The sequence below is a fragment of the Novosphingobium sp. ST904 genome (assembly GCF_001298105.1).
Lineage (GTDB): Bacteria > Pseudomonadota > Alphaproteobacteria > Sphingomonadales > Sphingomonadaceae > Novosphingobium.
The window spans coordinates 174,070-195,181 of sequence record NZ_LGJH01000164.1 but is presented as its reverse complement, the minus strand read 5'-3'; the positions used below and the strand labels follow the sequence as shown (position 1 = coordinate 195,181).

The window sequence follows — 21,112 nt, the reverse complement described above, 5'->3', positions numbered from 1 at the left end:
GCGGGAAACGAAAAAGGGCGGCCCAAAGCCGCCCTTTTCCTTTTTTCCGTTACCGGTTTCGATCAGTCGCCGGTCAGAATGCGGTCGACCAGTTCCTTCACGGTCGGCGTGTAGCCGTTCGAATAGAACGGATCCTGCTTGAACTTGTAGGCAGCATGGCCCGCAAACATCAGGTTTTCGTCGACCGGGCCGCCATGGGCAATGTCCTGAAGCGTCTTCTGGATGCAGAAGCTGCGCGGATCGGCAAGGCGACCCGTGGTATAGTCGTCGTGATCCTTCCACGAAGAGAACCCGCAGTGCGACAGGCAGCCCATGCAGTCCGCCTGATCCTTGCGGATCTCGTCACGCTCGGCCGGATTGACGAAGATGATCGTATCGTCAGGCGTCCGCAGGCCGTCCGTGAAGCCCTGGGCCGACCAGCTGCGCGCACGGTCGAGATCCTTGGGCGCGACCCAGAAGTTCTTGCCCTTCACGCCGACGTCGAGACGCACCGTGTGCTCTCCGGCCTCGACCTTCGAATAGGGAATCTGGCGTTCCGAACGCGCTTCGAGGTTCCGCAGGAACGGGTTGCGCACGGCCGAGGAATAGAACCCGGTCGGCGAGAAGCGGTGCAGCAGCACGTCGCCCGGTTCCAGCGTGCGCAGATGGTCCTTCCACGCCTGCGGGATCGGGCTTTCCTGCGTCAACAGCGGGCGCGTGCCGTACTGGAACGCGATCGAGCCGAGTTCAGGATTGTCGATCCAGTTTTCCCAGTCACGCAAGAACCAGACACCGCCGGCCATGACGATCGGCACGCTGTCCGGAATGCCTTCTGCACGCATGGTATCGCGCAGCGCCTTCACGCGGGGATAGGGATCTTCCGGCTTGAGAGGATCCTCCGCGTTGGACAGGCCGTTGTGACCGCCGGCCAGCCAGGGGTCCTCGTAGACCACCGCGCCCATCAGGTCAGAGACCTTGTGATAGGCACGCTTCCACAGCGCGCGGAAAGCACGGGCGGAGCTGACGATCGGCAGGTAGTTCACGTTGAAACGCGCTGCGATCTCGGACAGCTTGTAAGGCATGCCCGCGCCGCAGGTGACGCCGGTGACCATTCCCTTGGTCTTTTCCAGCACGCCTTCCAGCACGGCCTGGGCGCCGCCCATTTCCCACAGGACATTGATGTTGATTGCACCCTTGCCGCCGGAAATCTCGTAGGCACGGCGAACCTGCTCGACTGCGCCGTCGATGGCGTAGTCGATCAGCTCCTGATGGCGTTCCTTGCGCGTCAGGGCATTGTAGACCTGCGGGACGATCTTGCCTTCGGCGTCATAGCTGTCGGCATTGACGGCGCTGACCGTGCCGATGCCGCCAGCCGCCGCCCAGGCGCCCGAGCTCATGTGATTGGTCGCGGCAACGCCCTTGCCGCCCTCGACGAGCGGCCAGACTTCGCGTCCACCATAGACAATCGGCTTGAGACCCTTGAAACCCATCTTCTCTTTCGTCTTTCCCCCGGCGTCGGGCACGCTGGTTCAGCGGCCTTATATACGCCCTGTGCTACTGACGCTCACTACTTTTGCGCCGTGGTGTTGCCGGACATCCGGAAGGTACGATGTTTGCGGGTTCCGGCCGCGCTCCTGCGACCTCGAACTGCGCGTAGTAGCCTTGTAACTCCGGCTTACGGACAAATTCCGTCAAACGAAAGCCCAAGGACGCGAATTCGCAGAAAAGCAGCTGCGGTGGAATTCCGTGGCTGTCGCTCGCGCGGTCGACATCGACCACGACCACGCGGCCTCCCTTGCGCAGCGCGGGGCGCAGGCGCCAGAGGAAGGCGTAAGGCTCCGTGACCTCGTGGTACATATGTACCAGGAAGACACGGTCGAAACTGTTTTCGGGCAGCTTGGGATCATCCTGCGTGCCGAGCTTGATGGAGACGTTCTCCAGCTCTTCACGCATGACGCGGTTGCCCAGCCGCTCGTTCGCTTCACGGTCGATATCCTCGGCCAGCACGCGCCCCTTGGAGCCGACGCGCTGGGCCAGACGAACCGTGTAATATCCCTCGCCTGCGCCGAGATCGGCCACGCTCATGCCCGGCTCTATCCGGGCGAGGTCCATGACGACCTGCGCCTCGTTCATGCTGTCACGCTGGACTTCGGTGCCGACGGCGCCGTCTGGCGTCTTGGAAATCGGGCGATCCGCCACCGGAAAGGCCCGCGCGGTTTCAGGGCGCGATTCGTCCACCGGCTCGCGATGGCAAGCCCCCAGGGCAAGCCCGAGAGCGAGCGTCGAGACCGCGATGGCGGCGCGACAGACAAGGCGGGATGACAAGCGCATGCGGCCCTTTAGCGGTTCGCCCGCGCTTGGCAAAATCGGCTGCCAAGCTGCGGTCCGAACGCGCTTCGAACTCAGTCTACGTCTTCGACCTCGACCTTCTCGCCCGTGACGCGCTGCGACAGGGCAGCGGCCATGAACGGATCGAGCGCGCCGTCCAGCACGTCGCCGGGCGCGGTCGAGACGACACCGGTGCGCAGGTCCTTCACCTGCTGATAGGGTTGAAGCACATAGGAACGGATCTGGTGGCCCCAGCCGATATCGCTCTTGCTCGCGTGTTCGGCGCTGGCGGCTTCCTCGCGCTTGCGCATTTCTTCCTCGAACAGGCGTGCCTTGAGCATGCCCATCGCGATTTCACGGTTCTTGTGCTGCGAACGGTCGATCTGGCTCGCCACCACGATGCCCGATGGCTGGTGCGTGATGCGCACCGCCGAATCGGTGGTGTTGACGTGCTGCCCGCCGGCACCCGAAGCGCGATAGGTATCGATCTTCAGGTCGGACGGGTTGATGTCGATCTCGAAAGTATCGTCGATCACCGGGTAGACCCATACCGACGAGAAGCTCGTGTGGCGCGCGCCGAGCTGTCGTAAGGGCTGATGCGGACCAGGCGGTGGACGCCGCTCTCGGTCTTGGCATAGCCATAGGCGTTCTCGCCCTTGATGAGCAGCGTGCAGCTCTTGATACCCGCGGCTTCACCGGCGTGATAATCGACCAGTTCGACCTTGTAGCCATGACGCTCCGCCCAGCGCGTGTACATGCGCTGGAGCATCTCGGCCCAATCCTGGCTTTCGGTTCCGCCGGCCCCGGCGTGAACTTCGAGATAAGTGTCGTTACTGTCCGCCTCACCCGAGAGGAGCGCGGTGACCTTGTCTTGGTCGGCACGATCAGCCAGCGCAGCCAGCGTCGCGATACCCTCGTTGATGGTATCCTCGTCGCCTTCCATCTCGCCCAGTTCCACGAACTCGACAGCGTCCTGCATCTCGCGGCTGATGTCGTTCACGGCGCCGATCGAGGCTTCGAGACGGCGACGTTCCTTCATCACCGCTTCGGCTTCCTTGGGCTTGTCCCAGAGCGTGGGGTCTTCGACGCGCGCGTTCAGCTCGTCGAACCGGCGCAGGGCGCGGTCCCAGTCGAGGAACTTGCGGACCAGCGCGAGGGCCTTCTCGATACGCGCAATGTGGGCCTGCCCTTCGGCACGCATGACTTCAAACTCCCAGAAACGAGCGCCGCGCATAGCGCAGTGGCGACGTAAGTAAAGCGCGCGCGATGCCCATCGTCAGGCAAGCCGTGCGAAAGCGGCGCTATTACCCGCTGATGGGGGTGCTGTTCAAGAGCCGTGAAAGGCTCTCTCAGCCCTTCAGCTTCCTGACCGCTTCCAGCGTGAGCTTCACGTGGTCGCGATAGTCGAGGTCGGAATGGACCATGACGATCCTTCCGTCCCGCGCGATCACATAGCTGGTACGATCGGTCATGCCGGCCGGCGCGCCTTCGCGCTTCAACGCAACGTCGTAGGCCTTGATCACCGCCGGCGTGGCAACGGCAACCGCGAACTTGTCGCGGCAGGCTTCGGTCGAGAATTTCTGGAGCGTGGGCAGATCGTCGTTCGACATGCCCACCACGGTGGCACCGAGCTTGGCGAAATCATCCGTTGCATCGGCGAAAGCATGCGCCTCCAGCGTGCAACCCTGTGTGAAGGCCTTGGGGTAAAAATAGAGGACGACCGGCCCCTTTTTCAGCGCCGCCTTGAGATCGAACGACATGGCCTTGCCGCCCTTCGCGCCCTGCGTCGAAAAAGCGGGCGCCTTGGCGCCGACCGGCAGCGCCGCATCGGCGGCACCGGCAGAAAAAGCGAGAGCCAGAGCGGCGGCGACGGCGGGAAGAGTCTTGCGCATGCGGCGCAATCTGGACCTGGAAAGAGGGCCTGTCCAGCCCCCTTCCCCGTTGCCATTATCGGTTGGAATTACCCCAGCTTACTCGATGTAGCCGAGTACGGTTCCCACCTCGTAGGTTTCACCGATGGCGGCCACGATCTTGAGCGTGCCCGAAGCCGGCGCTTCCACCTCGTTGGTCGACTTGTCCGCTTCGAGCGAGAAAAGCGGCTGACCTTCGGAAACCGCGTCCCCGTCCTGGGCGAGCCATTCTGCGATCTGCCCTTCCTGCATGGAGAAACCGATCTTGGGGAGCAGGATTTCAACGGCCATGGTCTTTCTCGATCCTTTGCGAATGTCTTTGACCATTGCCTATCGCGCGCCCGTGCACCGGCATAGGGCCGAGAGCCTGGGCGCGTGCAGGTTTCGCCGGTACGATTACATCGCCAGCGCCGCGTTTTCTCGCGCGCAGTCCGGTACGGGCAACGAGGCGCGCTTTTCAGCCAGTTCTGCCCGCGCAGCAGCGATATCGGCGGTGAAAGCCGGTTCGGCATTCAAACGGGCGAAGACAGTGGTCGCAACGATCCTTCCTTCCTCGACATCGCTCAGCCAATGAACATTGCAGATCCGGCGGCTCTCCCCGAAGGCACGCCCCCGCGCGACCAGTTCTCCGGCGCGATCAGGCACCAGATCGGCAAGGATCAGCCCCATGCCGAACCCGATGGCGCTGTGCCCCGAGGGGTAGGAGCCATCCTTGCGCAGGATCCCCTCCTGATCGGGCGTGCAGATCGCCTTGCCGTTTTCCATGAACGGACGCGCCCGCTTATAATGATTCTTGGTGGGATAGCTGGCGAGGCCGAAGTCCATCATGGCCTTGAACAGCAGGGCCTGAACCCGCAGGGTGGTGTCCGCGCCGATGCGGAAACCGGCAGCGCAGGAAAACGTATCGGTGAGTTTCGGCGTAAAGAGATCGGCATCGATCTTGGCCTGTTCCCAGCGCGGCGTGCCATGCAGGGCGAGGGCCGCCTTCGCCGCCTCTTCGTCCCGCGCCATGGCTGCGGAGCCGGGTGCCGGGGGCGCCGGGTTATAGAGCAGGCTGTTCGGCGCGCCGCCTCGCGGAAAGTAGCTGCCGTGGCGCATTATCTCCGCCATCGCCACCTTGTTGGCATCGGACGGGGAAACCGAACTCTGGGCAGGCGCCGCGACTTGCGCCTGACCCATGGCTACCCCGGCAGCCCCAGCCGCGATTGCGATCACCCCGCAGATACGCGTTGCCAGCCTTGCACCCTTCATCGCCGAACTCCCTTTTTCTGTTATTCACGCTTTTCCAGCTTGAGTAACAGGATCGTACCGGCAGGCCATCAGGCATCGTGCCGGTATCGCCCGGGCAATTCCCCTTAGCCCGGCGCCTTTCCATCCTCGTGCGCCATCCAGTGCACGAAGCGGTGGAGAGGATACATCGCATCGTGCGGGTTGCCGATCGTCGAAGGCCCCGCCTCGCCCAGATGGACGACGCGCTGCGCGCCGCCCGCCGCCAGCCGGTCGCGGTAGTCCGCCATCCGGTCGAAGGGGTAGAACCCCACGGTCTGCGTGGCGACGTTGATCCACTTCACCGCCTCGTCGAGACTGTCTACCCGCACGACATTGGCGGTCTTGTTGATCGGATGGAAATCCACCGGCTCATCCGAGCGGATCACCAGCCCCTTGCCGTCGGTCCTGCCCCAGACGCCGTATTCGTCCTCCATCAGGATCATCATCTCCACCGCCTCACGCATGTCGCGGTCCAGCGGGCGGACATCGCCGCTTTCGGCGGCGCGCCGGGCGACGTGATGGTGCAGACGCTCGCAGAAACGGTCAACGTCCGCCTCGCTGCCTTCCACGAATTGGAAGCGACTGGCGACGCAAGCCTCCTGATTGAGGGTCATGACGTCCGCCGAGCAGAGATCCGCAACCCGATCTACCGTTTCATCATCCACCAGGGCTTCGCGCCCCACGAACGAGATCGACGTCTTGGGATCGAACGAAACGAGCTGAAATCCTGGTCCCAAATATTTGATAACATTGTTTATAGCATCGCCGCCACCCCAGGCCACGATCTTGTCGAAGTACTGCGGGCGATAGAGCACGCGCTCGGTCGCGTCGTCACCCCCGCGCCAGTAGACCGCCGACATCGAGCGGACGATCGGATGGTTCGGGTCGATATCCGCCATGGTCCGCAGGATCGCGACCATGGTGAAGGGGTCCGCGCTGCTCATCTTGAACAGGTTGATCGCCTTGACCATCGAGCCTTGCGCCACCGACTTTACCGCCACGCCGGGCGAATTGCCCGGCAAGACATGGATCAGGCGCGGCGCGAAGGCGCGCACGAAGCTTCTGCGGCCGGTGAAATCCTCCTTGGGTACCCATTCATCAAGTGCGCGCGGATCGGGGAAGTTCTGCTCGACCTCGGCCCGAAGCACCTTCTTGTCGAGATAGGCCGCGGCATGGCGGGCGGTATTCTCCACCACCGCGCGCGGCAGTATATGCGTGCGGCACATCCGCTCGATGCATTCCTGCATGTGATCGTTGTCGGTAGCGATAAGCCGCTGGCCGGTCTCGACTAGGAAGTCGATGATCTCGTCCAGCGGAACATTGAGCAGGGGCGGCACCTCGGTACGCGGCGGCACAGCCCGGTCGAAGGGTATGCGCGGGGTGGCGAAGGTAACGCCAAGGTCGCGCGATGTCTGGATCACATCGGTGCCGTGAAGAACTTCGCCGCGCAGGAAGAACGGCGCGGAAACGAGTTCTTCATTTTCAATAGTTTGGATAACAGAGTTCATGCCACACCTCGCACATATGCATCGACCGTACCGGCGCAACCGATCTTGTCGTCACCTTCCAGGTCCGCGTAACGAACGATGTTGTCCCGGACCGAAGGGCCGTGGTTGCCGCACTTGCAGGGGCTGTAGTCCAGCGAAATCCGGTCCCCGGTGATGATGCCGCCCCAGCGCCCGTCTAGCGAAAGATCGAAGAATGCCGCGCGGCCCTCCATCTCGCCCTGTCCATGATCGAGCGCATTGTCACCGGTCTTGTCCAGGAGGATCGGAACCACCCACGGCGGCACATGATAGCGCCCGCCCTCCCGACACTTCGGCATGCCGGAGTTCAGTTCCTGCATGGAATAGTTCTGAAAGTGACGATCCTCGGGAATGTTGAAAGTATCGAACACATATTCCTTATAATCATCGGGAAGTTGTGCCCGCTTCAGCCCGCCACCGACGTAGATCGAGTTGTCCGGATCGAAATCGTCCCGGCCGTAGCCCGCATCGCGCACCGCCTTGGCCACTTGCCATAGCCCGCTCCAGAGACCCGAGAGCTGGAGCTTGCGATGGCGGTTCTCGATTATGAACTGCGCCGTAGCCGGAATGGCGTCGGCCACTGCCCTCCCCCGCGCGGCAGAAGTCTCCTCGAAGGCGGCAATCTCCTCGGGGCGCGCCGTGCCCTCTGCGATCTTCTTGCGCATGACCACCATCGAGGTCAGCGACCCCACGGTGATCGGCGGCACCGGATAGCTCCAGCGCGGATACTCGGGATTGGCGAAAGCCTCGTACTGGGCTTGCGCTATCGTCGCGTTCTTGGGCACCGTGGCGACCGGCGCGCAGCCGACGATGAGGCGGTCCTGCGCAGGCGCCACGCCGGAACCCCAAGCAAAGACGTTGACCGTATCGATTTTCGACCAGTCCATGTCCTTCTGCGAGGCGATCAGCATGGCGGACTTGCCGGTGGTGCCGCTGGAGCACGAGATGAAATGGCCCAGCGCCGCCAGCCGCGCGATCCAGTCGTCGATCCCGGTGATGCCATCAAGCTCCAGCCCCTCGATCGGATAGGGCGAAATCGTGCCGAGCCACTTGGTCAGCCGGTCCCAGCGCTCCTCGATCAGATAACCCTCGGGGTAGGACTTGTAGGCGGTGTGCGGGAACAGCAGCGGCACCACCTCCGCAACCGAGCCAATCCTCTCCACCCCGGCGTCACGCGCACGCAGGCCAAGCAGCCTGATACGGTCCTTGCGCTCCTGGAAACGCTCATCGAGCGCGGCGACCTGCGTGGCCCGCAGTTCTTCGGCGCTGAAGGTAAAACGCTGCGGATCGGCGACAAGGGCCATGAGTTTGTCGGCGGCTTCGGCCATCTGGTGCTCTCCCGTTCTTTTCTTCGCGGCCCGGTCCAGATGGACATCGGCCCGCGACTCGATTAATGGCAACTAATGCGTTTCATTATTCACGGTCCCCTTGGCAGCGCAAGCCCGATCGGTTCCAATGCCGAAATGACCGAAAAGACCGACGTGATCGAAGCCGCCACTTCCGCTCCAGTCGCCGTTCGTGCGGGACGCCCGACGCGGGAACAGGCGCAGGCCCGCCACGCGCAACTGCTTGACTGCGCCTTCGAAAATTTCCTTGAAAAGGGGTTCGAGCCCACCACCATCGAGGCCATCGCCGCCGAAGTGAGCATGACCAAGCGGACCGTCTACGCTCGCTACCCGGACAAGGCCGCACTGTTCCGCGCCGCAATCCGCCGCGGAACGGAATGCCGCGCGGCGAGCCCCGAGGCGATTGAGGCAACGCGCGCCGATACGCTTGAAGAAACGCTCGTGCGGATCGCGCTGCTGCGCATTCAGCTGGCCGGAACGCCGGAAGGCGTGAAGCTGCAGCGCCTCATCAATACCGAAGCCTATCGCTTCCCGGACATCTTCCAGACCTATTACGAGATCGCCGCCCTGCCCACCGTGCGCTTCCTCGCTGAGCTTCTGGAAGAAGAGACCCTCGCCGGGCGACTCGCCATTGAGGATGCGATGCTTTCGGCCAATGTCTTCATGAGCATGGTCGTCAGCGCTCCCGTACGTTTCCTGATTTCGGGGAACGAGCTTCCGGCGCAGGATGTGGATCGCAGGGTACGCTTCGCAGTGCGGCTGTTCCTCCGGGGCGCGGAGCCGCGCTGAGAGAGAATTCAAAGGGAGAGTAACGATAATGTCGCAATCAGACGGCCAGCCGGACCTTAGCAAGCCGCCCGCCGAAAAGTCCGATGCCCGCCAGCGATGCGCCGTCGTCACGGGCGCCAGTTCCGGCATCGGCAAGGCCACCGCGCAGGCCTTCGCACGCATGGGCTGGCACGTTATCGGCACGGGACGCGACCCCCGCCGCTGCGAACAGGCCGAGGCCGAAATCCGCGCTGCCGGAACGGGAGCCGCCCGCATCGACATGCTCCGGGGCGACTTCGCCGAAATGCACGAGGTCCGCCGCGTCGCAGGGGAAATTCGCGCGTTGACCGACAAGGTCGATGTTCTCGTCAACAATGCGGGCGGCGTGCGGGATGGATGGCATGAGACGTCCGAAGGCCTCGAATCCACGTTCGCGGCCAATCACCTCGCCCCGTTCCTGCTCACGCGCGAACTCCAGCCGCTGCTCGAACGCGCGGCCGAGGATGCACCTCCCGGACTGGTGCGGGTGATCGCCGTCTCGTCGAGCGGGCACCGCGCCTGCGCGGGGATGCGCTGGTACGATCTGATGATGAAAACCGCCTTCGACGCCAGTGCCGCCTACTGCCAGGCCAAGCTAGCCAACCTGCTGTTCACGCGCGAACTGGATCGCCGGCTGATCGACAAGGGTATTGTCGCGCTTTCCATGCATCCCGGCCGGGTCGGTTCGAACTTCGCCAGCCACGGCGACGAGGCGATGCAGAGCTACATGGCCGCTAACGAATGCGCAGCGCCCGAGCAACCCGCGCGAACGATCGTCTGGCTGGCCACTGCCGAGGACCTAGGCGGCAAAGGCGGACGCTATTTCCACGAGTTGGCGGAGGAGCAACCGGCAGCTCAGGCGCAAGATAATGTTGCGGCTGCAAAGCTATGGCAGGAAAGCGAAATAATCCTGGAAAAAATCCTGGAACCGGCCGGCTGAGGGCAAATTACCGTCCCGCGCCGCGCCTGTATCCGGAGCGGTCGCGGGACGATATGCGACCCGTAAAGGGCTATCGCAGCAGCAGCCGAAAAGTTCCGGCTCACGCTTAATTCGATCACTCATGCGAACGATCGTTAACGACGAATCAGTCGTTAGCGCATGTTTCAAACGATTGCATCACCGAATAACCTCTCGCTTGTCCGTGGCGCGAATTCCGCCCCGCGCCAATCGCCCCCGTGGTCAGCGCCCGGGCAGCCTTGACCTGCCGGCCCCTCTCCGCAATGCGTCCGGCAACTGCGAGGAAACCCTACCGATGACCGCCTCAGCTTCCGATACCGCCCATCGCCACGCCGCAGCGCGCTCTATTTGCCCGCCTCCAACGCCAAGGCCCTGGCCAAGGCGCGCACGCTGCCTTGCGACGTGGTGGTGCTGGACCTTGAAGACGCCGTGGCGCCCGAAGCGAAGGAGGAGGCCCGCGCCGCCGCCATCGCCGCCGTTGCCGAAGGGGGCTTCGGCCACCGCGAAGTCGCGATCCGCGCAAACGGCATCGATACCGAATGGGGCGCGGCCGACCTTGCCGCAATCGCCGGATCGCAGGCCGCGGCCGTGCTCGTCCCCAAGGTCAATTCGCCCGAGGACATCGCCCGGTACGATGCGGCGCTCCTTGGCGCGGCCCCGCAGATGCAGCTCTGGGCGATGATCGAGACCTGCGAAAGCGTGGGCAACCTGCCCCGGATCGCCGCCATGGCCCGCACCACGCGGCTGTCGCTCTGGATCATGGGCACCAACGACCTTGCCAAGGAGATGCGCGCGCAGCTCACGCCGTGCCGCACGCCGTTCCTGCCCTTCCTGTCGATGGCGGTTGCCGCTGCACGCGCCGAGGGGATCGCGATCCTCGACGGCGTATGCAACGAATTTCGCGACATTGACCTGTTCGAGGCCGAAACGCGCCAGGGGCTGATGTTCGGTTTCGACGGCAAGAGCCTGATCCACCCCGCCCAGATCGAGCCCTGCAACACCGTCTTCTCCCCAAGCGAGACCGATCTCGCATGGGCGCAGGCCGTGATCGCGGCGTTCGCCCTCCCGGAAAACCAAGGCAAGGGCGCGATCCGGGTGGACGGCAAGATGACAGAGCTGCTGCACCTGGAACAGGCGCGGCGGCTGGTGGAAGTTGCCGGCCTCATTCAGGCGATGAAGTAGTACAACCTCGGCAAGACGAAGCCATCCGTCTCCCGGCGCGATCGCGGCGCCGCCGACAGGAAGGGGGCAATAGCCCCCTTCCCTCGCCGTCAGCCTTCGCCCTTCGATCCGGGCACTCGGGCGATCTCGCCCGGCTCATTGGCGATCACCTTGAGCACCGCCGTCCAGGCATCGACGTTCTGCTGAAGTGCTGCCGGATCGACTTTGTCGAGCGTGTCGTCGGGCGTGTGATGCAGGTCGAAATAGTGCATCCCGTCCTGCCCAAGATCGACCACCGCCAGTTCCTGCCTGGCGATGATGGCCGAGACGTCCGCTCCGCCGGTGGCCGCGCCGTCGTGTTGGACGATGCCCATCGGCCAGAGCGCGGCCTTGATCTTCTCGGCCACGGCCTTGTTGCTTTCGGCCAGGGTCAGGCGGAACTGCCACACCTTGTCGGCACCGAAGTCGCTCTCCATCGCCACGGCATGGGGTTCATTGCCATGCATCTCGGCATAGGCCTTGCTGCCACCGCCGGTGACGCCCATTTCCTCGTTACCCGCCCAGAGCACGCGGATCGTGCGCAGGGTCTTGCCGTCCTTCTGCGCGGCAAGCGCGGCTGCGGTGACGATGCCGCAACCCGATGCATCGTCGATCGCGCCCGTCGCCAGGTCCCACGAATCGAGATGGCAGGCGAGCACGATCTTCGGAAGCGAAGGGTCGCGCCCCGGCAGGTCGGCGATCACATTGCCCGAAGGCGCATCGGGAAACGGCTTGCCGAGCATCGTCAGGTCGATCTTCATCTGCTTGCCGCGCTTGGCGATGCGGGCGATCAGGTCGGCATCGGGGTTGGAGACCGCGCCGGCCGGAATCGCGGCCACGTCCTTGGCAAATACGGTAACGCCGGTGTGCGGATTGCGGTGGCTGTCGGTACCGGCCGAGCGGATGACAATGGCCGAAGCCCCCTTCTGGGAAGCGATCGACGGCCCCCGGCGGCGTACATCCCCGTAAGGGCCATAGCCCGAGCCGTCCTGCGCCGCGCGCATGGCGTGGTCCACGAAGGCGATCTTGCCCTTGAGCGATCCGTCCGGCGCCGCGCGCAGGGCATCGAGCGTGGGGAAGTAGACGAGTTCGGCCTGAAGGCCCTTGGCCGGCGTGGGGGCCGAAAGGCCAAGGGCGTGATCGCCAGCGCATGCGCATAAGGTGCGGTCAGCTTCGCGCGTTCCTCTCCGCGCGTCCAGACGAGGGTCTTGAACGGCTCGATCTTGACGTTCTGGAAACCCAGCGCGTTGAGCTTGGCCTCTGCCCAGAGGCGGGCCTGCCCCTCTTCGGGCGAGCCGGCGAGCCGCGCACCAATCTCGGTGGTCAGCCCCTCGACGATTTCCCAGGCAACGCCCGAGCCTTCGGCAGGCGTGGCCAGAGCGGGAACCGGGAGCGAAGCGGCGGCAAGGAGCGAGGAGGCGGCGAGAAGCGCCGCTGGGGAGAATCTGCGTTGCATGACAGATGCCTAACGCGCCCCGTCGCTCCTGCCAACCGGTCCATCTGGATCCCGGACCGGGGGGCCAGCCGGGTTTCGATCAGGGCACCAGATCAAGCCGCATGAACTGGTTGTGCGGGCTCGGCTCATAGTCGGCAAATGCCTCGCACGAGATAAAGCCGGCGCTCCGGTAGAGCGAAATCGCCGGGACATGTAGCGGCGCCGTGCCGGTTTCGAGGTACAGGCAATTGTACCCCCTTGCCCGCGCCTGCTCGACGATATGGGCGAGCAGGGCCCGCCCCACGCCGGTGCCGCGCGCGGAGGGCGCCGCACGCATCGACTTCACCTCGCCCCGGCGCGCATCCAGTTCCTTGAGCGCGCCGAAACCGGCCAGCATCTCTCCGTTCCACGCCGTCCAGAAGGTCACGCTCGGCACCGAGAGGCCGCTCGCATCGAGTGCGAAGGCATGTTCGGCCATGACCTCCTGCAATTCGCGAAGATGATGCTCCAGCAAAGGAGCGACATGGGCCGCCGTGGGATCGTCCTGCCGGATGTGCATTGCGCTCATGTCCCTTGGTTCCTGCTACAGCCAGTTGCGGCCATCGGGGGTGCCGCAGCCATAGGGCGGCAACTGGCCCGGGAAGCGTGCCTGCATCTTGTGGCATCCCCAACTGCGTAGCGGCGAGGGGGCATAGCCGTTCAGCGCGATGCCGACTTCATCGTAAGGCGTATCGCCCTGAGCGACATACATGTACCAGCGGCCACCGAACATCACCGCTCCGGCAACCACAAACACGGTGACAACCTTTAGTAATTTCTGCATTTTTTCTCCGTCGGGGATCGGATAGGGGGGGGCAAGGCCCTGCCCGCTGCCGGCTTTGCGATCAAGCCCCTTTGTCGCCCTCGGCCTGGCCGGCCGCTTTCCTACCCGGCGCAATTCTGAGAGGATCGAGACCATTCTCTCTCCGCGAAACCCGCTTCCAATGGCCCTTCACATTCCCGTTTGCCCGAAGTTCACACCCTCCTGTCGTGGCCGACCGGCATTTCCTGCTGTTTTCAGCAGATGGCGGCCACTTGAAAATCCGGCGGCACGACACATTTCGGACGTTCCGTGTAAACTGGCGCGCCACACGCTCCGGGCGTCCGGCCCTGCCCTTGGCAACGGGGCCTCGCACCTGTAGAGCGAGCGCAACTTTTCAGATCCAGATCCTATTTCCAGAGGAAACCGATGGCTGCCCAATACGCCTTCGTCATGAAGGGCATGACCAAGACCTTCACCGGCGCCCCCAAGCCGGTGCTGTCCGACATCAACCTGCAGTTCTACCAGGGTGCCAAGATCGGCATCGTCGGCCCGAACGGCGCAGGCAAGTCGACCCTGATCAAGATCATGGCCGGCATCGACACCGATTACACGGGCGAAGCCTGGGCGGGCGAGAACATCACCGTCGGCTACCTCGAGCAGGAACCGGAGCTCGATACAAGCAAGAGCGTGCTTGAGAACGTCAAGGACGGCGCACGCGAAACCGCCGACCTCGTCGACCGCTTCAACGAGATCTCGAACCTCATGGCCGATCCGCCGGAAGACGCGGACTTCGACGCCCTGATGGAAGAGATGGGCGACCTTCAGGGCAAGATCGATGCGGTTGACGGCTGGACGCTCGACAACCAGCTTGAAATCGCCATGGAAGCACTGCGTTGCCCGCCGGGCGACTGGCCGGTGGACAAGCTCTCGGGCGGTGAAAAGCGCCGCGTCGCGCTGACCCGCCTGCTGATCCAGAAGCCCTCGATCCTGCTGCTTGACGAACCGACCAACCACCTCGACGCAGAATCCGTCGAATGGCTGGAAAACCACCTCAAGGAATACGCGGGCGCGGTGCTGATGATCACCCACGACCGCTACTTCCTTGACCACGTCGTTGACTGGATCCTCGAACTCGACCGCGGAAAGTACTTCCCTTACGAGGGCAACTACTCGACCTACCTCGAGAAGAAGTCCAAGCGCATGGAGCAGGAGGACCGCGAGGAATCCGGCCGCCAGAAGGCGCTCAAGGACGAACTGGAGTGGATGCGGCAGACGCCTGCGGCCCGCCAGACCAAGTCCAAGGCGCGTATCCGCAAGTTCGAGCAGCTCCAGGAAGCCCAGTCCGGCCGCAAGCCCGGCAAGGCGCAGATCGTCATCCAGGTGCCCGAGCGACTTGGCGGCAAGGTCATCGAGGTCAAGGATATCTCGAAGGCTTACGGCGACAAGCTGCTGTTCGAGAACCTTTCGTTCATCCTGCCGCCGGGCGGCATCGTCGGCGTGATCGGCCCGAACGGCGCCGGCAAGTCGACCCTGTTCAAGCTGCTCACCGGCAAGGAAACCCCGGACGAGGGTTCGATCGACATCGGTTCGACCGTGCACCTCGGCTTCGTCGACCAGAGCCGCGACCACCTCGACCCCAAGAAGAACGTCTGGGAGGAAATCTCCGACGGGCTCGACTACATGAAGGTCAACGGCCACGACATGTCGACCCGCGCCTATGTGGGCGCGTTCAACTTCAAGGGCGCCGACCAGCAGAAGAACGTCGGCAAGCTCTCGGGTGTGAACGCAACCGCGTCCACATGGCCAAGATGCTGAAGCTGGGCGGCAACGTCCTCCTGCTCGACGAACCGACCAACGACCTCGACGTCGAAACGCTCGGTGCGCTCGAGGAAGCGATCGAGAACTTCGCCGGTTGCGCCGTGGTCATCAGCCACGACCGCTTCTTCCTTGACCGTCTCGCCACGCACATCCTCGCGTTCGAGGGCGACAGCCACGTCGAATGGTTCGAAGGCAACTTCGAGGCCTATGAAGAAGACAAGCGCCGCCGCCTTGGCGACGCCGCGGATCGCCCGACCCGCCTCGCCTACAAGAAGCTGACGCGCTGATTTCGGCACTTCGCTGAACAGCTTCGGCGGAAGAACATGAGCCGTCGCTCCGGAAACTCCGGGGCGGCGGCTTGTTCATTTCGGTAGCACTGAAGATGAACAGAAGGCATTACCACGGTTCACCTCTGCGACAGCGCATCTCATATAGGAATACACTCAGGATGAACCGCCATCGCCGGGCGGCAAATCCGGTTTGGAGACCGGAAAAATGAAAAAGGAACATACTCTGAAGGCGAGCAGGCTTCTCTCTGCGGGCGCGATCGGCGCAATGGCGATTGCTGTAGCAGGCCTGGCCCTTCCCGCAGCCACAATGGCGGAGCCCCGCCAGGATCGCGCGCCCCGGCAGGAGCGCAGCGGTGGAGAACGCCCCAGCGGAAACGGCGGCGCGTCTCGCCCCGCACCGCGCCCCGAAGCCCCGCGCCCGCAGATGCAGCAGGCCCGGCCCGACATGGCACGCCCGCAGGCGCCCGAGCGCCCTCAGGCCCAGTCCGCATGGCGCGGAAACGATCAGCGCCAGCAGCAGGCCCGTCCCGTCCCCCAGCAGCAAGGGGATCGCTCCTGGTCGAACGCCCGCCCTCCGCAGCAGGGTCAGCAGCGCCCCGATCAGCAGCCGAATTGGAAATCCGGCAACCGCTGGCAAGGAAACGGCACCCCTAGCGCCTGGCAAAGAGCCAAGGGCAATATTGACCGCGGCGATGCCGACCGCCGCGACGACGATCGGCGCTGGAACGCTGGCAATGGCCGTGATCGCCCCGATGGGCGCCCGGATGGCCGTCCGGGCACCCGTCCGGGGAACGACCGGCCGGACGATCGGCCCGCCTGGAATGGCAAGGACAATCGTCCCGACCGCAACGCATGGGGCAAGGATCGCCGGGACAACGATCGTCGTTGGTCCAATGGCGACAACCACCGCTGGGATCGCGATAACTGGCGCCGCGACAACCGTTACGACTGGCAGCGCTACCGCGACCGCAATCGCTCGGCCTATCATATCGGCGGTTACTATGCGCCCTATCGAGGCTATTCGTACCGCCGCCTGAGCATTGGCTTTACCCTGGGCTCGATGTTCTATGGCAGCAACTACTGGCTGGACGATCCGTGGTCCTACCGTTTGCCGCCGGTCTACGGCCCTTATCGCTGGGTCCGCTATTACGACGACGTACTGCTGGTAGATACCTATTCCGGCGAAGTGGTCGACGTGATCTACGACTTCTTCTGGTAGAATCCCTGATGCCCCCGGATCGCATGATCCGGGGGCGTTTTTCTTGAGCCCAGCAATTCAGCCACAACTTTGTGAATAGCAGCAATTGATTGACCCCGCCCGCGCGCGTAGTCTGCCTGCCTTCATGCAGAAAACCATCCATCCGGACAGCGAAACCCTGACGAGGATAGGCAGCAGCGTGCGCGGGCGATTGTCCGAGAGCCCGGCGATAAGGCGCGTTCCGGTGGAAGGGGCGGAAATCTACACGGCCGAGCAATTCCTCTCGCCGGTGCACTGCTCCCATCTCATCGGCCTGATAGACGCTGTCGCCTGCCCTTCCCTCCTGGCCGAAGAAAAGGATTGGGAAGGCTACCGCACGAGTTTTTCGGGCGACATCGATCCGAACGACCTTGTCGTCCGCGCACTCGACACGAAACTGAGCGAACTCACCGGGATCGATCGCGCCTGCGGCGAATCCGCGCAGGGTCAGCGCTACAATCGAGGCGAGTTCTACCACGAGCATTGGGACTGGTTCGACACGAGCGCGCACTACTGGCCGCGCGAAAAGCGTAATGGCGGACAGCGAAGCTGGACGGCGATGATCTATCTCAACACCGTGGACGAAGGCGGGATGACGGACTTCGTCCACCTCGGCCTCAAGGTTCAACCGATCGCGGGAACGCTCCTGATCTGGAACAATGCCCTGCCTGACGGTACTCCCAACCCCCTGACCATGCATGCCGCGCGGCCCGTGGTGCGCGGCGTAAAGTATGTCGTCACGAAGTGGTTCCGCGCGCGTTGCTGGTCCTGAACGCGATGGCACCGGGTCATGAGTTAAAGACCTAACACTCCTCGCCGTCTTCGGCCGAGCGGCGAGCCTCCAGATACTCCATGAGATGATCGAAACGCCGGTGCAGCCGGATGATCTCAAGCTGCGTGCGCAGATTGACCTCATAGTCGTGCCGCGCGGTGATCCGATCCTTGTCGGCCTGCCGGTTCTGACTCATCATGATGACAGGCGCCTGGATGGCGGCCAGCATCGAAAGCATCAGGTTCAGGAAAATGTAGGGGTAGGCGTCGAAGGGCTTGATTCCGATCGCCTGAAGGATCGTGCTGTTCAGCAGCATCCAGCCGAACAGCACCACGCCGAAAGCGATGATGAAGCCCCAGCTTCCGCCGACCGCCGCCACCCGGTCGGCCAGCCGGTCCGCGCGGGTTGCATGAAGCGCGGCCAGCTCATCGGCATTGGGGCCAACGATACTGCCGGTCGCAATGCGGTCGAGGACCTCCCGGTCCTCCCTGTCGAGATCATCGAACCGACGCCCTAGCAGCTCTTCGGCGAGTTCCTCGGGCGTCTTGGGGTTCTTGTGCATTCAGGCCCCGATCTTTCCGTTCAGCCAGCGGCCGAAAGGGCCTCCGCGATCAGTTTGCGCGTTTCAGGCACGCCGTAAAGGGCAATGAAGCTGCCCATGCGCGGCCCCTGCGAAGAACCGAGCAGCGTTTCGTAAAGCGCCTTGAACCAGTCACGCAGCGTCTCGAACTGATAGGTCTCGTTCTTGCCGATCTCGTAGACCACGTTCTGAAGCGCTTCTGCGGTCGCTTCCGAGCCGGCCTTCTCCAGTTCGGCGTCCAGCACCTTCAGCGCTTCGGCCTCGTTCGCAGTCGGCGCACGGCGCTTCAGGGTAGGTGCAATGAAGTCATGATTGGTGGCGAGCGCGGCGCGGACCATCTCCCCCAGTTCCGGGTGCGCCTCGGGCGTGGCATCGGCGACATAGTTGCCGAGATAGGACCAGACCTGCTCTGCAGTCGCCTCCGCGCCGAGAACCCCGACGAGGTTGAGCAGCAACGAGAACGTCACCGGCACAGTGTCGCCGGCACCTGCATCTTCACCATTCGCGCGCAGCAGGTGCCACACGGGATTGCCGAGTTGCTTGTCGAGCGCCTGACCGGCCAGATTGCCGCGGAACTGCCAATACTCGTCGACAGCCTTGGGGATCACCCCGACATGAAGTTGCTTGGCGCTCTTGGGCTCACGGAACAGGTAGAAGCCCAGCGACTCCTCCGTGCCATAAGTCAGCCACTGCTCGATGGTGAGACCGTTGCCCTTCGACTTCGAAATCTTCTCGCCATTCTCGTCGAGGAACAGCTCGTAGATCAGCCCCTCCGGCTTACGACCGCCCAGAATCTGCACGATCTTGCCGGACTGGGTCACCGAGTCGGTCAAGTCCTTGCCGCACATCTCGTAATCGACACCCAGCGCATACCAACGCATGGCCCAGTCGACCTTCCACTGGAGCTTGGCCTTTCCTCCGAATACGGACTGCTCGACGACGGTGCCATCCTCGTCCGTAAAACGGATCAGGCCGGTGGCGGAATCGAGCACTTCGACCGGGACCTGGAGCACAACACCACTGGTGGGCGAAACCGGCAGCACGGGCGAATAGGTCTTGCGGCGCTCCTCGCGCAGCGTCGGCAGCATGACATCGAGGATCGCCTGGTTGCATTCGAGCACGCGCGTCAGCGCTGCGTCGAATTCGCCGGAGTTGTAGCGATCGCTGGCCGAGACGAACTCGTAATCGAAGCCGAAGCGATCGAGGAAGTCGCGCAGCATCGCGTTGTTGTGATGCGCGAAGCTTTCGTGCGTGCCGAATGGATCGGGTATGCGGCTAAGCGGCTTGCCGAGGTTGGCGGCGAGCACTTCCCCGTTCGGGATATTGTCGGGGACCTTGCGAAGGCCGTCCATGTCGTCCGAAAAGGCGACAAGACGGGTCGGCGCTCCGCCCGTCAGCGCTTCGTAGGCACGGCGGACGAGCGTAGTACGCAGGACTTCCTGGAAAGTGCCGATATGCGGAAGGCCCGACGGACCGTAGCCGGTCTCGAACAGCATCGGCGCATCGCCGGGTTTGCCGTTCGGATAACGCTTGAGGAGCTTCTGGGCCTCCTGGAAGGGCCAGGCCTTGGACACGCGTGCGGCTTCAATCAGGGCGTTTTCAGTCATGGCAGCGCTCTTTGGCGAAAAGCGCGCATTTCGCAAGCAAGAAGGCATGCGCCTCGCCCTCGAAAGTGCCCTCATCCCGAACCTGATCGAAGGCCGCTCTCAAAGAGACTCATCGCTCGCAGCGAAGCATCTCCAATCGTCGGCAATGGAAGATCAGGTCCGGGATGACGCGAGAACTCAAGCTTCCTGCCACTGCCAGTCGTAGGCGAGCGGGGCCTCACGGAAAGCAAAGCGATCGATGTGGCGGGCGACCACGTCGGTCAGGCCCTCTACATCCTCGCGCTTCTCACCGGTAATGGTGATCGCGATACCGCCCTCGTCCGCAGCCATGACGGCCACGGCGGAAGGAAAGGTCACGGTTCCGGTATCACCATCCACTTCGGTCTGGAGCTTATGGCTCCAGTGCTTGCAAAGCTGACGGACGTATTTGCCACCGCTTTCGGTCGCGACACGGGTAGCGATGCTGTTCATCCCTCGATCCTTTCGATCTTGCGAGTGGCCTCGTCGAGTGCATCTGCGATCTGCAGGATGACATCCCGATTGGCGCCATCTTTCGAGAGCCGGTCGAACATCGCGATTTTCAGCGCATGCATCGCCCGGCGCACCGGAGCGGGATCAACCTTCTCGCGCGCTTCGGCAAGAGCCGAAAGCCGTGCCTTCAATGCAACCGCCTTATCGGCATCCGCTTCTGCCTGGGCCTTGCCCTGCTCGGTTGCTTCATAGGACTTGCGGGAGGTTTCACCGCTAGCCGGCGCGATCAGCCCGGATTCCTCCATGTAAGTGAGCGCAGGGTAAACGACGCCCGGACTGGGCGCATAATCTCCACCCGACAGCCCTTCGATCTCGCGGATCAGGTCATAGCCATGGCGCGGCGTCTCGGCGATCAAGGCTAGCAGCAGGATCTGGAGTTCGGCCTGATCGAACAACCGTTTGCGGCGTCCACCACCCGGACCCCCTCCAAATCCGCCGCCGAAACCGCCGCCAAATCCGCCAAAGCCTTCGCCCCGGCCGCCACGCCCGCGTCCCCGGCCGCCGGGAAATCCGCCGCCGAAACCTTCGCCAAAGCTGTCGCCATCGGGCCCTCGGCCCATTCCGAACCCGCCGCGCCACGCATGCCGCGCAGTGCGAACTCGTCCGAAGAATAGTGCTCGCGATGATGCCCGCGACGGCTGCAACGGCCCTCACCACGCTCGATGCCATGGCCATGATCGCGGCCCCTGCCGCGCTTGTGAGAATGCATATCTCTCA

At 63.6% G+C, this 21,112-nt stretch carries 19 protein-coding genes and 2 pseudogenes; 6 read left to right on the top strand and 15 right to left on the bottom strand.

Annotated elements, in window-relative coordinates:
• Positions 1-62: 62 nt before the first annotated feature.
• The 8 genes from ADT71_RS26305 to ADT71_RS26270 all read right to left on the bottom strand — a co-directional run bounded on the left by ADT71_RS26305 (position 63) and on the right by ADT71_RS26270 (position 8,340).
• Entirely contained in the window at positions 63-1,469 is a 1,407-nt protein-coding gene (locus tag ADT71_RS26305; protein ID WP_054441687.1) for a nitronate monooxygenase family protein, read from the bottom strand.
• Between the two features lie 64 nt (positions 1,470-1,533).
• Complete coding sequence (locus tag ADT71_RS26300; protein ID WP_054441685.1) at positions 1,534-2,310, bottom strand: class I SAM-dependent methyltransferase; 777 nt, start codon at positions 2,308-2,310, stop codon at positions 1,534-1,536.
• Between the two features lie 71 nt (positions 2,311-2,381).
• Positions 2,382-3,508 (bottom strand): peptide chain release factor 2 gene (gene prfB / locus ADT71_RS26295; RefSeq protein WP_156336829.1). Its coding sequence is split into 2 segments (ribosomal slippage): positions 2,382-2,881 and positions 2,881-3,508, totalling 1,128 coding nucleotides; the frame shifts between segments, so codons are not numbered across the junction.
• 148 nt (positions 3,509-3,656) lie between these two features.
• Positions 3,657-4,199, bottom strand: coding sequence for a peroxiredoxin (locus tag ADT71_RS26290; protein ID WP_054441683.1), 543 nt, complete (start codon positions 4,197-4,199; stop codon positions 3,657-3,659).
• A gap of 78 nt (positions 4,200-4,277) precedes the next feature.
• Positions 4,278-4,508: a biotin/lipoyl-containing protein gene (locus ADT71_RS26285; protein WP_054441681.1), complete on the bottom strand. Its 231-nt coding sequence runs from the start codon at positions 4,506-4,508 to the stop codon at positions 4,278-4,280.
• 105 nt (positions 4,509-4,613) lie between these two features.
• Positions 4,614-5,468 carry a phosphatase PAP2 family protein gene (locus tag ADT71_RS26280; RefSeq protein WP_054441680.1) on the bottom strand — a complete coding sequence of 285 codons (855 nt, stop codon included), beginning with the start codon at positions 5,466-5,468 and terminating at the stop codon, positions 4,614-4,616.
• Positions 5,469-5,572: 104 nt separating this feature from the next.
• Complete coding sequence (locus ADT71_RS26275; RefSeq protein WP_054441676.1) at positions 5,573-6,994, bottom strand: acyl-CoA reductase; 1,422 nt, start codon at positions 6,992-6,994, stop codon at positions 5,573-5,575.
• On the bottom strand, positions 6,991-8,340 hold the full coding sequence (locus ADT71_RS26270) for a hypothetical protein (RefSeq protein ID WP_054441674.1): 1,350 nt from the start codon (positions 8,338-8,340) through the stop codon (positions 6,991-6,993). Before ADT71_RS26270 ends, ADT71_RS26275 begins: the two co-directional genes overlap by 4 nt.
• 135 nt (positions 8,341-8,475) lie before the next feature.
• On the opposite strand from ADT71_RS26270, the gene ADT71_RS26265 reads away from it, so the two are divergent.
• The 3 genes from ADT71_RS26265 (at position 8,476) to ADT71_RS26255 (ending at position 11,305) form a co-directional block, all read left to right on the top strand.
• Positions 8,476-9,147 carry a TetR/AcrR family transcriptional regulator gene (locus ADT71_RS26265; RefSeq protein WP_054441746.1) on the top strand — a complete coding sequence of 224 codons (672 nt, stop codon included), beginning with the start codon at positions 8,476-8,478 and terminating at the stop codon, positions 9,145-9,147.
• A 28-nt stretch (positions 9,148-9,175) separates the two neighbouring features.
• The gene (locus tag ADT71_RS26260; RefSeq protein WP_054441672.1) at positions 9,176-10,105 is read left to right on the top strand and encodes an SDR family NAD(P)-dependent oxidoreductase; all 930 of its coding nucleotides are present in this window, start codon (positions 9,176-9,178) and stop codon (positions 10,103-10,105) included.
• Between the two features lie 366 nt (positions 10,106-10,471).
• Positions 10,472-11,305, top strand: a complete 834-nt coding sequence (locus tag ADT71_RS26255) for a CoA ester lyase (protein ID WP_197283125.1) — start codon at positions 10,472-10,474, stop codon at positions 11,303-11,305.
• A gap of 89 nt (positions 11,306-11,394) precedes the next feature.
• Here the strand turns inward: ADT71_RS26255 and ADT71_RS26250 are convergent.
• From ADT71_RS26250 to ADT71_RS34530, 3 genes and pseudogenes are all read right to left on the bottom strand, one after another.
• A pseudogene (locus tag ADT71_RS26250) lies at positions 11,395-12,779 on the bottom strand (M28 family peptidase).
• Positions 12,780-12,858: 79 nt separating this feature from the next.
• Positions 12,859-13,326: a GNAT family N-acetyltransferase gene (locus ADT71_RS26245; RefSeq protein ID WP_347812925.1), complete on the bottom strand. Its 468-nt coding sequence runs from the start codon at positions 13,324-13,326 to the stop codon at positions 12,859-12,861.
• A 15-nt stretch (positions 13,327-13,341) separates the two neighbouring features.
• On the bottom strand, positions 13,342-13,716 hold the full coding sequence (locus ADT71_RS34530) for a hypothetical protein (protein WP_231636206.1): 375 nt from the start codon (positions 13,714-13,716) through the stop codon (positions 13,342-13,344).
• 270 nt (positions 13,717-13,986) lie between these two features.
• Between ADT71_RS34530 and ettA the strand changes: the two are divergent.
• The 3 genes and pseudogenes from ettA (at position 13,987) to ADT71_RS26225 (ending at position 17,677) form a co-directional block, all read left to right on the top strand.
• Positions 13,987-15,665: pseudogene (gene ettA / locus ADT71_RS26235) on the top strand (energy-dependent translational throttle protein EttA).
• Between the two features lie 208 nt (positions 15,666-15,873).
• Entirely contained in the window at positions 15,874-16,887 is a 1,014-nt protein-coding gene (locus ADT71_RS26230; RefSeq protein WP_054441661.1) for an RcnB family protein, read from the top strand.
• Between the two features lie 124 nt (positions 16,888-17,011).
• Positions 17,012-17,677 (top strand): 2OG-Fe(II) oxygenase, encoded by a 666-nt coding sequence (locus ADT71_RS26225; RefSeq protein ID WP_054441659.1) that lies wholly within the window; start codon positions 17,012-17,014, stop codon positions 17,675-17,677.
• A gap of 31 nt (positions 17,678-17,708) precedes the next feature.
• On the opposite strand, the gene ADT71_RS26220 is transcribed toward ADT71_RS26225, so the two are convergent.
• From ADT71_RS26220 to ADT71_RS26205, 4 genes are all read right to left on the bottom strand, one after another.
• Positions 17,709-18,239, bottom strand: coding sequence for a DUF1003 domain-containing protein (locus ADT71_RS26220; protein WP_054441657.1), 531 nt, complete (start codon positions 18,237-18,239; stop codon positions 17,709-17,711).
• Between the two features lie 20 nt (positions 18,240-18,259).
• Entirely contained in the window at positions 18,260-19,864 is a 1,605-nt protein-coding gene (locus tag ADT71_RS26215) for a lysine--tRNA ligase (protein WP_054441654.1), read from the bottom strand.
• 177 nt (positions 19,865-20,041) lie between these two features.
• Positions 20,042-20,335 (bottom strand): DUF2218 domain-containing protein, encoded by a 294-nt coding sequence (locus ADT71_RS26210; protein WP_054441652.1) that lies wholly within the window; start codon positions 20,333-20,335, stop codon positions 20,042-20,044.
• Positions 20,332-20,955, bottom strand: a complete 624-nt coding sequence (locus ADT71_RS26205; protein ID WP_082370566.1) for a PadR family transcriptional regulator — start codon at positions 20,953-20,955, stop codon at positions 20,332-20,334. Before ADT71_RS26205 ends, ADT71_RS26210 begins: the two co-directional genes overlap by 4 nt.
• Positions 20,956-21,112: the final 157 nt, after the last annotated feature.

Excerpts from the sequence above, each read along its gene's own strand:
- ADT71_RS34530 (WP_231636206.1), bottom strand. The coding sequence starts at position 13,716 with ATGGTCTCGATCCTCTCAGAATTGCGCCGGGTAGGAAAGCGGCCGGCC.
- ADT71_RS26305 (WP_054441687.1), bottom strand. The coding sequence starts at position 1,469 with ATGGGTTTCAAGGGTCTCAAGCCGATTGTCTATGGTGGACGCGAAGTC.
- ADT71_RS26220 (WP_054441657.1), bottom strand. The coding sequence starts at position 18,239 with ATGCACAAGAACCCCAAGACGCCCGAGGAACTCGCCGAAGAGCTGCTA.
- ADT71_RS26260 (WP_054441672.1), top strand. The coding sequence starts at position 9,176 with ATGTCGCAATCAGACGGCCAGCCGGACCTTAGCAAGCCGCCCGCCGAA.
- ADT71_RS26225 (WP_054441659.1), top strand. The coding sequence starts at position 17,012 with ATGCAGAAAACCATCCATCCGGACAGCGAAACCCTGACGAGGATAGGC.
- ADT71_RS26245 (WP_347812925.1), bottom strand. The coding sequence starts at position 13,326 with ATGAGCGCAATGCACATCCGGCAGGACGATCCCACGGCGGCCCATGTC.
- ADT71_RS26270 (WP_054441674.1), bottom strand. The coding sequence starts at position 8,340 with ATGGCCGAAGCCGCCGACAAACTCATGGCCCTTGTCGCCGATCCGCAG.
- ADT71_RS26210 (WP_054441652.1), bottom strand. The coding sequence starts at position 20,335 with ATGAACAGCATCGCTACCCGTGTCGCGACCGAAAGCGGTGGCAAATAC.
- ADT71_RS26280 (WP_054441680.1), bottom strand. The coding sequence starts at position 5,468 with ATGAAGGGTGCAAGGCTGGCAACGCGTATCTGCGGGGTGATCGCAATC.
- ADT71_RS26230 (WP_054441661.1), top strand. The coding sequence starts at position 15,874 with ATGAAAAAGGAACATACTCTGAAGGCGAGCAGGCTTCTCTCTGCGGGC.
- ADT71_RS26300 (WP_054441685.1), bottom strand. The coding sequence starts at position 2,310 with ATGCGCTTGTCATCCCGCCTTGTCTGTCGCGCCGCCATCGCGGTCTCG.
- ADT71_RS26265 (WP_054441746.1), top strand. The coding sequence starts at position 8,476 with ATGACCGAAAAGACCGACGTGATCGAAGCCGCCACTTCCGCTCCAGTC.
- ADT71_RS26275 (WP_054441676.1), bottom strand. The coding sequence starts at position 6,994 with ATGAACTCTGTTATCCAAACTATTGAAAATGAAGAACTCGTTTCCGCG.
- ADT71_RS26215 (WP_054441654.1), bottom strand. The coding sequence starts at position 19,864 with ATGACTGAAAACGCCCTGATTGAAGCCGCACGCGTGTCCAAGGCCTGG.
- ADT71_RS26205 (WP_082370566.1), bottom strand. The coding sequence starts at position 20,955 with ATGGGCCGAGGGCCCGATGGCGACAGCTTTGGCGAAGGTTTCGGCGGC.
- ADT71_RS26290 (WP_054441683.1), bottom strand. The coding sequence starts at position 4,199 with ATGCGCAAGACTCTTCCCGCCGTCGCCGCCGCTCTGGCTCTCGCTTTT.
- ADT71_RS26285 (WP_054441681.1), bottom strand. The coding sequence starts at position 4,508 with ATGGCCGTTGAAATCCTGCTCCCCAAGATCGGTTTCTCCATGCAGGAA.